The 14,878-nt window shown below is 42.2% G+C and carries 14 protein-coding genes and 1 pseudogene; 14 read left to right on the top strand and 1 reads right to left on the bottom strand.

All coding sequences use genetic code 11. The annotated features are described in order from the left end of the window. Positions 1–346: 346 nt before the first annotated feature. The 5 genes and pseudogenes from QT716_RS06745 to QT716_RS06725 all read left to right on the top strand — a co-directional run bounded on the left by QT716_RS06745 (position 347) and on the right by QT716_RS06725 (position 3,978). On the top strand, positions 347–631 hold the full coding sequence (locus tag QT716_RS06745; protein ID WP_317935282.1) for a hypothetical protein: 285 nt from the start codon (positions 347–349) through the stop codon (positions 629–631). Positions 632–799: 168 nt separating this feature from the next. Further along, positions 800–1,153 carry a VOC family protein gene (locus tag QT716_RS06740; RefSeq protein WP_317935281.1) on the top strand — a complete coding sequence of 118 codons (354 nt, stop codon included), beginning with the start codon at positions 800–802 and terminating at the stop codon, positions 1,151–1,153. A gap of 1,390 nt (positions 1,154–2,543) precedes the next feature. Beyond that, positions 2,544–3,272, top strand: a complete 729-nt coding sequence (locus QT716_RS06735; RefSeq protein ID WP_317935280.1) for a Fic family protein — start codon at positions 2,544–2,546, stop codon at positions 3,270–3,272. Between the two features lie 91 nt (positions 3,273–3,363). After that, positions 3,364–3,576: a hypothetical protein gene (locus tag QT716_RS06730; protein WP_317935279.1), complete on the top strand. Its 213-nt coding sequence runs from the start codon at positions 3,364–3,366 to the stop codon at positions 3,574–3,576. A 105-nt stretch (positions 3,577–3,681) separates the two neighbouring features. Continuing rightward, positions 3,682–3,978: pseudogene (locus tag QT716_RS06725) on the top strand (hypothetical protein). Positions 3,979–4,098: 120 nt separating this feature from the next. Here the strand turns inward: QT716_RS06725 and QT716_RS06720 are convergent. After that, positions 4,099–5,355 (bottom strand): sugar diacid recognition domain-containing protein, encoded by a 1,257-nt coding sequence (locus QT716_RS06720; protein ID WP_317935278.1) that lies wholly within the window; start codon positions 5,353–5,355, stop codon positions 4,099–4,101. A gap of 131 nt (positions 5,356–5,486) precedes the next feature. Between QT716_RS06720 and QT716_RS06715 the strand changes: the two genes are divergently transcribed. From QT716_RS06715 to QT716_RS06675, 9 genes are all read left to right on the top strand, one after another. After that, positions 5,487–6,464 (top strand): ornithine cyclodeaminase family protein, encoded by a 978-nt coding sequence (locus QT716_RS06715; RefSeq protein WP_317935376.1) that lies wholly within the window; start codon positions 5,487–5,489, stop codon positions 6,462–6,464. A 42-nt stretch (positions 6,465–6,506) separates the two neighbouring features. Beyond that, positions 6,507–7,667 carry an NAD(P)/FAD-dependent oxidoreductase gene (locus tag QT716_RS06710; protein ID WP_317935277.1) on the top strand — a complete coding sequence of 387 codons (1,161 nt, stop codon included), beginning with the start codon at positions 6,507–6,509 and terminating at the stop codon, positions 7,665–7,667. 47 nt (positions 7,668–7,714) lie between these two features. Then, complete coding sequence (locus QT716_RS06705) at positions 7,715–9,193, top strand: sodium/proline symporter (protein WP_317935276.1); 1,479 nt, start codon at positions 7,715–7,717, stop codon at positions 9,191–9,193. Positions 9,194–9,409: 216 nt separating this feature from the next. Next, positions 9,410–10,096: a CoA transferase subunit A gene (locus tag QT716_RS06700; RefSeq protein WP_317935275.1), complete on the top strand. Its 687-nt coding sequence runs from the start codon at positions 9,410–9,412 to the stop codon at positions 10,094–10,096. After that, entirely contained in the window at positions 10,083–10,733 is a 651-nt protein-coding gene (locus QT716_RS06695) for a 3-oxoacid CoA-transferase subunit B (RefSeq protein WP_317935274.1), read from the top strand. Before QT716_RS06700 ends, QT716_RS06695 begins: the two co-directional genes overlap by 14 nt. 114 nt (positions 10,734–10,847) lie before the next feature. Continuing rightward, positions 10,848–11,693 carry a 3-hydroxyacyl-CoA dehydrogenase gene (locus tag QT716_RS06690; RefSeq protein WP_317935273.1) on the top strand — a complete coding sequence of 282 codons (846 nt, stop codon included), beginning with the start codon at positions 10,848–10,850 and terminating at the stop codon, positions 11,691–11,693. Then, entirely contained in the window at positions 11,680–12,486 is an 807-nt protein-coding gene (locus QT716_RS06685; RefSeq protein ID WP_317935272.1) for an enoyl-CoA hydratase/isomerase family protein, read from the top strand. Before QT716_RS06690 ends, QT716_RS06685 begins: the two co-directional genes overlap by 14 nt. Positions 12,487–12,500: 14 nt before the next feature. Further along, a complete protein-coding gene (locus QT716_RS06680) occupies positions 12,501–13,661 on the top strand; it encodes an acyl-CoA dehydrogenase family protein (RefSeq protein WP_317935271.1) in 1,161 nt (386 codons plus the stop codon). Between the two features lie 3 nt (positions 13,662–13,664). Continuing rightward, on the top strand, positions 13,665–14,852 hold the full coding sequence (locus tag QT716_RS06675) for a thiolase family protein (protein ID WP_317935270.1): 1,188 nt from the start codon (positions 13,665–13,667) through the stop codon (positions 14,850–14,852). Positions 14,853–14,878: the final 26 nt, after the last annotated feature.

Genomic DNA, 14,878 nt, shown 5'->3' with positions numbered 1-14,878 from the left:
CTCCACTTTGGAACGAAAGATTGTTTGATTACATCATAAACATAAGTCTGTTTTTGCCTTTCGCATTGGGTTTGTTAGGAATCCTATTTGGATGGTTTGATATTAAAGAGGGCACTAGAGCGAGTTTCATTCTAATGAATATCTTAGCCTTACTTTTTTATCTCATTGTTTTCATTATAGGAGCAATTGGTTTTCAGGAGCCTTAAAATGATTCTTTTATCAATGGATGCAATTCACAAACAAGATTTGTGCTTGAATCAATTCATTTAGTTACACGTTAGGAATCATTCACCCCCTTTCTTCGTCTTGATTAGTAAAGAATTTTAATGTGAATGGAGATATAATTATGTGGGTAATTTTCGGTCTCATCGCGATAATAGCAACTTGTATAAATCTTTATATGTTCGGAACAGGCAAAGATTATAAATTGGCAATGGCGATGGGATTGTCATTTACAGCACTAACAATTGTTGCAGATTACAGTATGGTATCCGATTGGGTAAAAGCGGAAGACTGGGCTGCATTATTAGATGTGGTGCCGACGATGGAAACAGCATTATGGGTTTTGACGATTATATCTATTTTCTTAAATATAATTCCTATATTCTTAGAGTTGAAAAACAAAAAATAACTATTGCGCTTTTCTTAGTTTGCAACTAATGGTGCTTTTATTAGGTATTACACAAATACAGATACAGGGGCTATTCATTAATAAGATCTGTTCTTCAAATGGGCGGTTTTGCGAAATAACAAATATTAGTAGGACTATTAAAAAGATAAGGATGGAGACGAGGATTATATGGATGGCATATTAGGTGTTGAAGAAGTCCTGTTTTTTGTTCCTAACGTTCAGGGGGCTAAACAATGGTTTATAGACTTGCTCGGTGAAAATCCCTATTTTGATAATGAAAATTACTGTGCTTTTTATTTAGCAAACTTTACTGTTGGAATCCATCCAAGCGATGATAAGGTTTCATCTGGTGTCGCTGGGCAAGTGACATATTGGCGTGTATCGGATATCAAAGAATCCATAAAACACTTCAAATCACATGGTTGTTCGCTTTTCCGAGATCCAATTTTCGGAGTAGATAAGGTATGGATTTGCCAACTCATCGATCCTTTTGGAAATGTATGGGGACTGATGGAAAAATAGCTTCAATATGATAGTTCACTATAAAACAGTCAGGGTCAATTCAGTAATAAAATCCGTTCTTCAAACGAACCAATTTCTGATTCTTTTATTGAATGGAGGTTCATGATGATAAAAGCTAGTGCGAAGTTTACTGTATTCTTATTTGTAGTACTAATAGTTGCACAATGGGTTTTTAGGTCGAGAATCGATTGGGTAGAAGTCATATCCATTTCTATACTAGGTTTTCTTTTTCATTATTTATTTGAGTGGATCGATAGGAAAGAAATATACTAAGTTTTTAATTATTGGTCACAACTGTTGCAAAAGGTTTGTGCTTCAATCGGGCCAGAAAATAGTATACGAACAGTTGCTTTCCGTTCCGGCGCACGCTTTCCCGAGGGCGTGGCTTGAGCCTCCTCGGTCGCAAGGAGCGCGACACTGCGGGGTCTCAAGACTCACGCTGATCCTCCGGGAGTCGGCGCCTGCACTCCAAGCAATGGAAAGTAGTATTTATAAAGCTAATTCCAGAATCGGGCCAGATTAAAAGATACTAGAGACTTTTAATCGTTTATTTAGAAAGGTAGCTGACTCTTAATATGACCAAAAGAAAACTATATTGGATATTGTTTATTCCCAGCGTTTTAATATTCTCAGCAATTCTAATTTTATTGCCTGAAGGTAAAAAAAATTATTCGGTATTTGTGGTTCCAGTATTTTGGGTTATCTACTACGGTTTAATTAAAATTATGGGGCTTAAAAATAGAAAAGAGCACAGTTATTAAATAAATGTTTATATCTGTACTTAACAATCGGGCCATTTTGCAGAGAAAGGGGGGAATAATTTGCATAATGAAAAACACCCTAAAAACCTTATTACGGTTCGAATAGTAGCGACGATAATAGTACTCCTGTCTTTGGTATTGCCTTACTTTGGGTTAATATCGCATAGTACAACTCCATTTGCGCTTCTCATAACGCTTTTAGTTTTTTATATTGTAGAAAGCAGATATAGCAAAAAAGCTGTAAGTGAATAAATGCACACGAGAAGTTTATTTCGAGAATCGGGGGCGATTCTTTGGTAATACACTCTTAGTTGATTGGAGTGCAAGCCGTCGACTCCGGGAGGATCAGCGTGAGCCTTGAGACCCTGGACGTAGCGAAGCGAAGGAAGCGGCTCAAGCCACGCCCTCCGGAAAGCGTACGGCTGGAACGCAAATCAACGTGCTTAACACTATTCCAGATACGGGTGCGTTTGCATGATAAAGACAAAACAGATGTAAAAGAAATAATTAACTGAAATCACATAGTTCTAATTTGAAAAATATGATGAATATCAATTAGGTATAGAACTTTTCCATTATGCGGTACAATAATAGAAATGCTCTACTTGTATACTTGGGAGGTTACTCATTTGTTTGAAGTTATTAATAAAAAGAAGGCACAATTAGATGCTGCTCGTCCCTTGCCTAAATATACATTGAAAAGTTTACGGGAAAAGTTATTTCTAGAATGGACCTATAATTCGAATGCGATTGAAGGAAACACCTTAACCATGAACGAAACGAAAGTTGTGCTTGAAGGAATTACAATCGGTGGTAAGACACTGAGAGAACATTTGGAGGTTATCAATCATCGGGATGCCATTCGTTATGTTGAAGAAATTGTCCAAATAAAAGAATCTCTTTCTGAATGGCAAATAAAGAATTTACATCGGCTAGTACTTAAAGGAATTCATGAAGAGTATGCGGGTGTTTACCGTAAAGAACAAGTCTTTATTTCGGGTGCCGCACATATACCGCCAGCGCATTATCTTATCCAAGAAAGAATGGAACAAATGATGAATTGGTATCGAAACGTAGGAATTCACCTTCATCCTGTTGAGCGCGGCGCGATGTTACACGCTGTTTTTGTTGGCATCCATCCTTTTAGTGATGGAAATGGACGAACTTCTAGACTTTTGCTGAATTTAGAAGTAATGAAAGATGGATTTCCTCCAGTCGTGATTAAGGTGAAAAATCGGTTAGCCTATTATGAAGCACTTGACAAAGCGCATACGACAGAAGATTATAGCGATTTTATAGCATTAGTAGAACGTGAAGTAGAAGACTCTCTTGACTTATATCTAAGTACAATTAGTTAAAAAGCATCTCTATGAGGTGCTTTTTTGCAACCAAAAGTTGTGTGTGCTTCAATCCTGCCGCATCTTTCAATTTATAGAGGGAGGTTTTAAGATGAGCAAAAAAACTATCTTGATTTTAGGGATTGTTTATATGGTTGCGACTCTTATCTTGCACAATGTCCTGCACACGACTATCGGAAGATTTATGATGACATTAAGTTTATTAGCACTAGTATTGGCAATTGTTGGTGCTATTTATTACTTAATTAAGTTTTCTATCAAACAATTTATTTATAATCGAAAAAAACGGGACAACATTGAGTAATTGAAATTCTTTAAAAGTACTGCAAATTGAATGCATCTCTTCCATAAGGTTTGTGCATCAAACGGTGCATTAGGTAGATGAACTTTAGCGTAGTTATAGGACAAATTGGAATCGATAAAGTCTTTGCAATCGACAGTTGGCAAACTTGAAACTGCTTTTTCACGGATGACTCAAAAAGGTGTAAATACGTACTTAGTAAAGAAGCGACTTAGCGCAGTTCGTATCGGATTAGCCATGCTGGAAAACGCTAGGGAATAAAAACCTGACAGTTACATAAGGGGGGATGTTGTGGAAGCGCATAATGTTCTTATTGGTTTAGTTCCATCAATTGAGAGCAGTTATGATAGGTCAAAGGATGGCAGCCTACAAAAAGCTCTTTTAAAAAGAAGACTAAGAGCATAAGAATTAGCGGGTGCCATTCAGGAATTATATTAAGAACCATTACCAACCACTAAATCAATATACCTCCTCGTTAACTTGATAAGTTAGTAAATAAAACAGAAACGTGGCAAAGAAAACCTTTCAGAACACTGAGCGGTTTTCTTTGCCATTTGTATTTTGGATCGTCTGGTGCTGTTTCAAAGCCAAATAGAGCAGGGTGCATTGTCTGAAGCACTGCAAATCAAAATTCAATAGCTGCTGAAGCTGCTGCATTCGATACAAAAGTGTATTTCGATGGATATACAGCTTCCTCGCGGCTTGGCTCATGTTCAATTGCTCTTCACAGTACACCAGGAAACTCTCGATTAAGACAGAAGAATTAACGTGGTCTTGCAATTTTTCAACGTAACGGTCAAGTGTCCACTGACCAGGTAACGAAACCTCTTCTACAAGCCCGAGAGATAATACGTTCCAATCCTCTATGGAAACGAAAGATTGTACAAGACCATTCCGTTTGGCGGTCTCCAGCGCTTTTCTGCATTGCTCATAAACTTGTAAGATCTCTTCGATAGATGAAACAGGGGGACTGCATGAAAATTGAGGTTTGCTGTCCACATTCAAAGTATCGAGAAAATTACATAACTTCTCCGTTACAAATTCTATTCTTTTAGTAAAGGCAGGATTGTTGTCCGATTGAACGGAACTCAATATGAGCCATTGGCCAGCAGATAAGGGGACAATGAGGTCCTGTTCTGTGGAGTTAAAGAGATTCGTTAAAAACAGATAAAGTTCCTGTTCCATTCGGCTGAATTCGTGTGTTGGTCGGATAACCGCTGCATTATTATTGATAACTTGCAAATCCAATAAAATACAGTGTCTTGGAATCCCCACTACAAATCCGTGCATTTCAAAATAACTTCCGACACCCTCTAAATCATCTGCTTTTATATAACTGGAAATCCGTTGAAAGAAACTGCGTTTCAATTCCATTTGGGAAGCGACCGACTTGGACCTGAAATTTTCCATCAGAATCATTTCGATATGGGATTGAACGAAGGATACATACCGTTCTACAATCTCAGGATCACCGATTAGACCCAGTACTCCGACGGTTTCTTGCTGGAATCGTAAAGGGACTGCAATGCCTGGCAATACATTGTCGAGACCCGCGATTTTGTCTTGTGAATAGTACATGACTTTACCTGATTTTGTCACTTCAGCAGTTACTGTGTGAAGCGAACCTAGTCGGGTATTGTCTGTGCTGCCTATCACCATTCCATTTTTGTCAGTGATACTAATCGGTATGTTTAATAGAGTAGAAAACTGTTCCACAATCGATTGTGCATAGTGCCCAATGTCCTGCAATCCTTTCAACCCTTTCCTTTGTATAGTTTTCACTGCTTTCTAGTCTTTATGGAGTTCGTTTGACCTTCATTGTATCAGAATATTGTGCACAATGTAGGCATTTATTTGAGGTTATCAAAGTATATTGGAAGACAAGACAAGTTAGTCGTGAGGAGGGGTTTCAAATTTTAGTGTTGAGTGCTAAAAGTCAAATGGAACTAATGGATATGAAAGAAATTTTACAATGCATCGAAGTTGCGTTAGAAGCCTATTCAGCGTCAGACACAGATACACCTATCCGAACAGTATTACCGTTCGGCAATGAAAACTCCGGTGTTGTCATGCCAGCAGTTGCAGAAGGATTGGAATCGATGGGGCTGAAATACGTGACAGTTGTCCCTTCCAATGCAGACATTGGTAAAAAAGTGATCAACGGAGTTGTTTTACTCTCAGATATCGTAACGGGGGAAACGCTCGCATTATTGGAAGGTTCTTATTTAACGCAATTGCGGACAGGTGCTTTATCAGGTGTCGCAACCAAGTATTTAGCTCGTGAAGATTCTAAAACCTTGGGGATTATCGGTACGGGTGTACAAGCGAAAGGTCTATGTGAGGCAATACTTGCAGTCCGGGAAATTGACACCATCTATCTCCACAATAGAAGTGCTGAGAAGGCAATTGCATTTTCCGAATATGTTGTGAGCAAGTTTAACAAGCAAGTTGTCATTTGCCTTGATGCGAATGAGTTACTGGAAAAAACGGATATTCTCGTCACTGCTACAACTTCTATGGACCCAGTATTTACAGCAGCCTTAAAACCAGGTGTCCATGTAAATGGCGTAGGTTCTTTCAAACCAACCATGCAGGAATTGCCTCTTAACGCGATATGCGATGCTGCGAAAGTCGTTGTAGAATCCAAGGAATCGGCATTGGAAGAAGCTGGCGATTTAGTGATTCCAATTCAAGCGGGCCAGTTTTCAAAAGAGGACGTACACGGTGAACTTGGACAAATTATCAGCGGTGAATTACCTGGGAGAGAAAGTGAAGATGAAGTGACAGTATTCAAATCAGTTGGACTTGCCATTGCAGATATTGTCATCGCCAAATATCTTTACGAAAAAGCCACTAAAAACAAAGCTGGAGTAACTGTTGACTTAACTTGATGTAACGCAAGCTGCACTACTATTTCAAGGAGAGTGAGAGCGATGAAAAAAGCAGATATTATTATTGTTGGCGGCGGCGTCATGGGGTCGAGTACTGCATATTCACTGCGTAAAAATGGATTTGAAGGAAGTATTGTTGTGTTTGAAAAAGATCCGACGTATGAATATTCTTCCACATCAAGAAGTGCAGGCGGATTCCGCCAATTGTATTCGACGGCTATCAATATTCAGTTAAGCCGCTTCAGTCTAGCAGTCTATAAGAACTTTGCAGAAGACATGGCAATCGGCGAAGAAAAAGCGGAAATCGATTTTAAACAGCGAGGCTATTTGTTTCTAGCGACTGAACGCATGCTGTCTTCTTTTCAAAAACAGCTCAAGCTGCAAAATTCACTTGGTGTACCTTCCGAGATCCTCACCAATGCGGACTTATTAGGCATCATCCCGGAACTGGAAACCGGGGATCTGGCAGGAGGATTATTTTGCAAAGAGGACGGTTATCTGGATCCATATTCGGTCATGCAAGCGTATCGGAAAAACGCTCAATTTTTGGACGTCGATTATGTAAACGCTGAAGTTTCAACATTGCTGACAGAAAGCGGACGAATTAAAGGCGTTCAGCTGACGAATGGGACAATTTACAATTCGCCAATTGTCATTAATTGTGCAGGTGCGTGGGGAGCTACTTTAAGTGAAGAGATAGGATTGCCCTTGCCGATTGTGCCTCTCAAACGCCAAATGTACGTCTTTGACTCGACAACCAGATTGGAGAAAATGTTACCGCTTACAATCGACCCGACAGGTGTCTATTTCCGCCACGAAATGGATCGAGTCGTCGCTGGATTCTCGGATGACGTCAAACCTGGAATCGATTTCAAATGGAAACGTTCTTCGTTCGATCACTTGTGGCCAATCTTAGCCCATCGGATCCCGAACTTTGAAAGTCTTAAATTGGAGTCAGGCTGGGCAGGGATGTATGACCATAATACAGTCGATCAAAATGCAATTATTGGAGAGCATCCATTGATGAAAGGCTATTATGTGGCACTTGGATTTAGCGGACATGGAATGCAGCAAGCCCCGGGTGTGGGGATTGGATTGGCTGAACTGATCTGTAAAGGAAAATATGAAACGCTCGATTTGACGCCTCTGCGGGTTGAACGATTTGCGGAGAATGATCTCGTAATGGAAGACGCGATTGTGTAAGGACTGCTGGGTGAAATGTACAGAGAAAACCAAAGGAGATGAATGAATTGAATACGATAATAATGGTTGAATTCGTGATGTATCTCTTAATCATGCTGATTGTTGGGTATCTCGTAAGCCGCAAGACAAAAAGTCACGCAGATTTCCTGCTGGGAGGTAAACAATTACCCGGTTGGGCGTTAGCTTTCTCGGAACGTGCAACAGGCGAGTCAGCATGGTTATTGCTTGGATATACCGGTTTTGTTTTCGCCACAGGGCTATCAGGAGTATGGGTAGCTGTTGGAATTGCTTCAGGAATTATCTTCTCATGGCTGTTCTTAGCAAAACGATTCATGAAAGAAGTGGAGAAAACGGGTGCATTAACACTTCCAAGTTTTCTTGCAGCACGTTTTGGTAAACAAGGTAAACTAATTCTTTGGCTTTCTACTATTCTTATATTCAGTTTCATGATGTTTTACTTTGGTGCTCAAATTGCGGGAGCTGGAAAAACACTATTGGCTGTCTTTAATATCCCAACAAAAGTCGGAGCGATTTTAAGTATTATCGTCGTCGTAATTCTAGCGTATGTCGGCGGTTTTGTAACAGTCGTTTGGACAGATATGATTCAATCCGTCATGATGCTCATTACGCTAGTAGCACTGCCGATTGTAGCACTCGTTCAAATTTCTGCTGCCGATTTATCGATTAGCCAGGCACTTATGGCTGCAGGTCCTTCAATGGATTCTTGGACGGGAGGCGCAATCGGATTTTCGTTAGGATTGTTACTCTTTAACAACTTTGCGTGGTTCTTCGGTTTCCTTGGAGGCCAACCACAACTCAGTGCCAGATTCATGGCCCTTCGCAGTGAGAAAGAAGCGAAGCAAGGAAGTATCGTCGCAATTACGTGGACGATTTTGGCATATAGTGGAGCGTTCATGATTGGAATCACGGCACTGACTTTGTACCAAGGTCAAGTGTTCGCCGATGTTGAAATGATTTTACCGTTCATGATTCTTGACCTGATGCCGCCATGGATTGCAGGCGTGTTACTTGCGGGAATCCTCGCAGCCATCATCTCTACTGCAGATTCGCAGCTGCTCGTGATCACAAGTTCTGTAAGTGAGGACATCATTCAACGTGCTATGAATTTAAAACTGACAGAAAAGAAATTGGTTGCGATCTCTCGACTTACAATTGTCGCTGCAGGAATCGTCGGTTTGGTCATCGCGTTGACATCGAAGTCTCTCGTCTTCCTCGTCGTCAGTTGGGCATGGGCAGGAGTCGGATGTACATTGTCCCCGGCAATCATGTTGACGTTCTTCTGGAAAAGGTATTCAGGCATCGGTGTTATCGCAACAATTGTCTCCGGTTTCGTAAGTACAGTGATTTGGATTTCTACTCCACTCGATGCGATTGCGACATCCCGCTTCACGACATTCTTTATCGCACTGGCATTCGGTATTGTGTTCAGTTTACTGTTCCCGGACAAAAAAGAAGACGGGGAAGATACAACTGCTGCCGAAGCAGCAGAGACGACACAGGCTTAACTTAAAAGAAGAACCGATGTTAACAAGTTTAATAAAAGACGCAGACTCTAAGGTTTGTGTCTTTTTTATGAAGTAGATCTTGCCATTCACAATGCCAATTCAAGAGTAGAACGAATTACAGGCGGGTGTCTGGAATATACATGGAATGCAGGAGATAGATGAACCAAACCATAGAAAAGCAGAACGCATAAGAACAACTAGGGAAGGAGAACAAATTTGGTTAAATTGCTTCAAAAAAATGAATTTGTGAACTTCATAAAAGATGGGGACAAACTGCTTGTTGGCGGTTTTGGGATGTCTGGAACACCGTTAACTTTAATAGATGGTGTTGCCTCCTCTTCACTAAAGAATTTGACAATTGTCAGTAACAATTTGGGAGAACCGGGAAAAGGCTTAGGAATTCTGTTGAAAGAAAAGAAATTAGTCAAAGCGATCGGCTCCTATTTCACGACGAATCGCGATGCGGTTCAAGCATGGGTGGATGGTGAATTGGAGATTGAATTGATACCGCAAGGGACGCTGGCTGAAGCGGTCAGATGCGGAGGAGCCGGAATCGGGGGCTTCTACACGAAGACTGCGGTAGGCACAAAATTAGCTGACGGAAAAGAAGAGAAAATGATGGATGGGGAACGTTTTATATTGGAAAAAGCGATAAAAGGTGATGTCTCACTTATTAAGGCACACAAAGCAGATCGTTTAGGTAACTTGGTATACGACCATACAGGGAGAAACTTCAATCCTGTCATGGCGACTGCCAGTAAAATCGTGATTGCTGAAGTGGACGAGATTGTTGAAAACGGCGAGCTGCTCCCTTCAGAAATCGTCACGCCTCACGTTTACGTAGATTATCTCGTGATGAGTAATTATGTGAAAAAGGCAGGTGTTTTCGTTGAGTCAATCTGACCGTATCACAATTGCAAAACGAATTGTACAAGAGTTGAAACAAGGCCAAGTGGTCAATCTCGGTGTAGGGATCCCGACATTGATACCCGATTATTTAGGAGCGAAAAAACTTGTGCTGCAGTCAGAGAACGGATTGCTCGGAATGGGCCCGACCCCGCCAACAGCCGAAGTGAATATGGACTTGATCAGTGCGAGTAAAGCGCCGATCACAATGGAAATCGGTGCCTCACTATTTGATAGCTCAAATTCGTTCGCCATGATCCGTGGCGGTCATATAGACGTTGCTGTACTAGGTGTATTACAAGTCGATCAAACCGGTGAAATCGCGAATTGGGCAGTCCCTGGTCAAACCATCCTAGGTGTCGGAGGCGCGATGGATTTAGTTGCAGGAGCAAACGAAATCATTGTCGCCACTTTACACACTTCTAAAAACGGAGAGCCCAAGCTTGTGAAAGAACTGACATTTCCTTCAAGCGGAATTCGTAAAGCTGATCTAGTTGTTACCGAACACGCAGTCTTCAAGTTTGAAGAAGGAACTATGAAACTGGTGGAAATCTTATCTGATATCAGTTTGGAAGAACTGAAAGAGAAAACAGGTGCCGAGTTTGAGTGTAATTCAGAAATCAAAAATAGTTGAGAGAATCGGGCTGTTTTTGAAAGTGGATTAGACAAGCACAAACAGAGAGAACAGCAGCAAATCCAGTAAGTTTACAAAAAGAATACAAGTAGTCTTTCAAGAGGAGGCAGAGGATTGAAACAAATCACAGTTATCGGTTCGGGTGTCATGGGAAAAGGGATTGCGTATGCGAGCGCTGTATCCGGATTCAAAGTCGTGTTGAATGATTTGAACGACGAAATACTGGAGAGCGCAAAAAAAGACATCGACGAATTGCTGGATTCCAGTTTTCATAAAGGCTTTCTGAAAGAAGAGAGCTATCAAAACGCAAAAAACAATCTACTCTATGAAGCCAATTTGGAAGAAGCAGCAAAAGACGCAAATCTAGTGATAGAAGCGGTTCTTGAAAAGATTGAGTTGAAGGTTGAAGTGTTCCAAAAGCTCGACCGCATCTGCAAACCGGAGACGGTTCTTGCAACCAACACGTCTACGATGAGCCCTACTGAAATCGGAGCACAAACCTCCCGTCCTGAGAAAGTCGTAGCTATGCACTTCTTTAATCCCGTCCATAAAATGAAACTGATTGAAGTGGTACGTGGGCTGGAGACGTCAGAGGAAACAGTAGCTTTTGTGAAAGATATAGCGGTGGCTTTAAAAAAAGAGGCGGTTGAAGTCAATGAGTTCCCAGGTTTCGTAACTTCCAGAATGAACTGTTTGATAGGGAATGAGGCGATGAACTTGCTGATGGAAGGCGTTTCATCGGCTGAAGATATCGACAAGGCAATGAAACTTGGTCTGAATCATCCGATGGGACCGCTGGAGCTGGCTGATCTAGTCGGATTAGATACGAGACTTCGAAATATGGAATATTTGTATGCAACGTTAGGTGAGAAGTATCGGCCTTGCCCCTTGCTTGTTAACTACGTAAAAGCTGGCAGACTTGGAAAGAAAAGCGGCAAAGGCTTTTATGAGTATTCGTGAAGGAGGAAGTGAAATAACGACTTATACCAATGTTAATGTACGAACTGAAAATGGTATTATGTGGCTCACGTTGAACCGGCCGGAAACGCGGAATGCGCTGGACGCAAAAACGTTATTTGAGATCGATTCAGCGTTCTCCGCTGCTGAACTGGACAAGGAAGTGCGAGTTGTCGTCATACAAGGTGCAGGAGGAAAATCGTTTGCTGCAGGTGCGGACATTCAACAACTGCATGATCGGGAAGCGCTCGAAGCACTTATTCCGGGAATGCAAGGGCTGTATATAAAAATTGAGAACTGCTCCAAAGTGACGATCGCGGCTGTTACAGGTTTTGCGCTTGGCGGAGGATGTGAATTAGCACTCGCTTGTGATATTCGTATCGCAACGAAACGGGCTAAGTTTGGATTGCCGGAATTGAATTTAGGGATTATTCCAGGAGCAGGCGGTACACAACGCCTTTCAAGAATTGTTGGAAAAGGACGCGCACTTGATATGATTTTAACTGGAAAAATAATCGATGGCGAAGAAGCGGAACGAATTGGACTCGTCACTTATTTTGCAAGCGAAGAGGAACTTATCAGGACAGTGGAAAAAGTGGCTGGAGACGTTATGAAAAAAGGTCCAGTGGCTGTCCAATTAGTAAAGGCAGCCGTTCATAAAGGGTTTGATATCGATTCCGGTACCGCGATGTGGATGGAGAAACTGTCTCAGGCTGTCGCCTTTACGACAGAAGACAAAAGAGAAGGCACACTCGCATTTTTAGAAAAAAGAACTGCGAATTTCATCAATCGATAAGGGGAGAAAAGGACATGGATTTCAAGTTCACTGAGGATATCGATTTTCTTAGAGAAAACGTCAAGAAGTTTGTTCGGGAACAAGTTGAACCCGTGGCAATGGAGATTGAGGAAAACGATCGCATACCTGAACGAATCGTGGAACTGTCAAAAGAGATGGGACTTTTCAGTCTCGGCATTCCTGAAGAATACGGCGGACTCGGGTTGGATATGGTCGGGAAATGCGCCATCTATGAAGAGCTTGGAAAAACACATAACGGATTTACAACACTCATCGGAGCCCATACAGGGATCGGAACTGTAGGCATTGTAGATCTTGGTACAGAAGAGCAAAAGAAGAAATTCCTTCCGAAGATGGCGACGGGTGAATGGGTTGGAGCTTTCGGATTGACGGAGCCCAGTGCTGGATCGAACGCAGCGAACTTGAAAACAACTGCGGTTAAAAAAGGGGATCATTACATCATTAATGGATCCAAGCATTATATAACGAATGCCGTGGATGGTCATGTGTTCACCGTCATGGCTGTGACCGACAGTTCAAAAGGGGCACGCGGTATCACTTCCTTCATCGTGGAAAAAGATATGCCGGGTTTCATCCTCGGAGCGGTTGAACGGAAAATGGGATTAAGAGGATCTCATTCAGCAGAACTATTTTTCGATAATATGGAAGTGCCTGCAGAAAACGTATTAGGAGAAGTAGGTTCAGGCTATATCAATGCGTTGAAAATCCTGGCGAATGGCCGGGCAGGCTTAGCAGCTAGAAACCTAGGGTCTTGCGTGAGATTGCTGGAACACTCGCTTGAATATGCACATGAACGAGAACAATTTGGTCAGAAAATTGTCGATATGCAAGCCGTTCAGCATATGCTGGCGGAAATCAGTATGCAAATCGAAGTGCTTCGCTCGATGACGTACCGGGTTGCCTGGATGACCGATCAGAACATGCGGGTTGTGAAAGAAGCCGCGATTGCGAAACTTTTCGCATCGGAAGTCTATAACAAAGTGGCGGATCTGGCCTTGCAGATCCACGGCGGAATCGGCTATATGAAAGATTATCCAATTGAGAGATATTACCGCGATGCCAGAATCACTAAAATATATGAAGGTACTTCCGAAATTCAAAGAAATATTATTGCAAGTGAACTGAAACGTGATTATGCAGATAAGGGGCTGTAAACGTTGCGGAATGCTTATATTGTTGAAGCGGTAAGAACGGCAATTGGGAGAATGGGCGGTTCACTGAAAGACGTCACAGTCGATCTATTGGCAGAAAAAGTGATCCGGGAAGTGATGGAAAAAACGAATGCTGCGATTGAAGTCGATGAAGTCATTATAGGTCAAGCGAAACAAAGTGCAGATACGTCGAACTTGGCTCGTCTCGCCGCATTACGTGCGGAATTACCTGTGACAGTTCCCGGGTACACTGTCCATCGCCAATGCGGATCTGGCTTGCAAGCGATTAATAATGCCGATCAGCAGATCCGGTTGGGGATATCAGACGTCGTCATTGCAGGCGGTGCGGAAAGTATGAGCACAGCCCCTTATTATATCCGGAATGCCCGCTACGGTTTCGGTGCCGGAAACGGAATGATTTTGGATCCGAATACGGAGAGTCAGCCGTCTTCGCAGCCCGCGGAAGTATATGGAGATTTAACAATGGGGGTTACAGCTGAAAACCTAGCTGAACAGTACAACATTTCAAGGGAAGAACAAGATGATTTCGCAATGAGAAGTCAGCGTCTCGCTGGAACTGCAATTCAAGAAGGGCGGTTTAAGGAAGAAATCGTTCCTTTTGAAGTGAAAACCAGAAAAAGCACTTTCCAGTTTGAAGTGGACGAACATCCAAGGGAATCGACAAAAGAACAACTGGCAAAATTGAGAACAGTATTTAAAGAAGGAGGAACGGTTACTGCAGGGAATACGAGCGGCCGAAACGATGCAGCATCCGTCATCCTCATGATGTCCGAAGACAAATTGAAAGAATACAAGTTACAGCCGAAAGCAAAAGTCATCGCACAGGCAGTGAGCGGCGTATCTCCCGAAGTGATGGGTATCGGCCCGATTACTTCAACTCTGAAAGCATTGAAGCAATGCGGTCTTACAATCGATGATATAGACCTGATCGAGCTGAACGAAGCATTCGCCGCACAAGCGCTAGCCGTGATTAAAGGGACTGGAATGGACTTGGATAAAGTGAATGTCAATGGCGGGGCGATTGCTTTGGGGCACCCGATTGGCGCAACGGGCGCTGTTCTCATGACGAAGTTACTTCATGAAATGAAGCGAAAGGGTTCAAAGTATGGACTAGTGACGCTTTGTATCGGCGGAGGTCAAGGCATCACAACGATCATCGAGAACTTGCAGTAACACAAGTTAAGTAAGACACATAGAAA

It is taken from the genome of Sporosarcina aquimarina, assembly GCF_033253705.1.
Lineage (GTDB): Bacteria > Bacillota > Bacilli > Bacillales_A > Planococcaceae > Sporosarcina > Sporosarcina aquimarina.
Note: the sequence above shows the minus strand (reverse complement) of the source record. Positions and strands in the feature narration are given on the sequence as shown.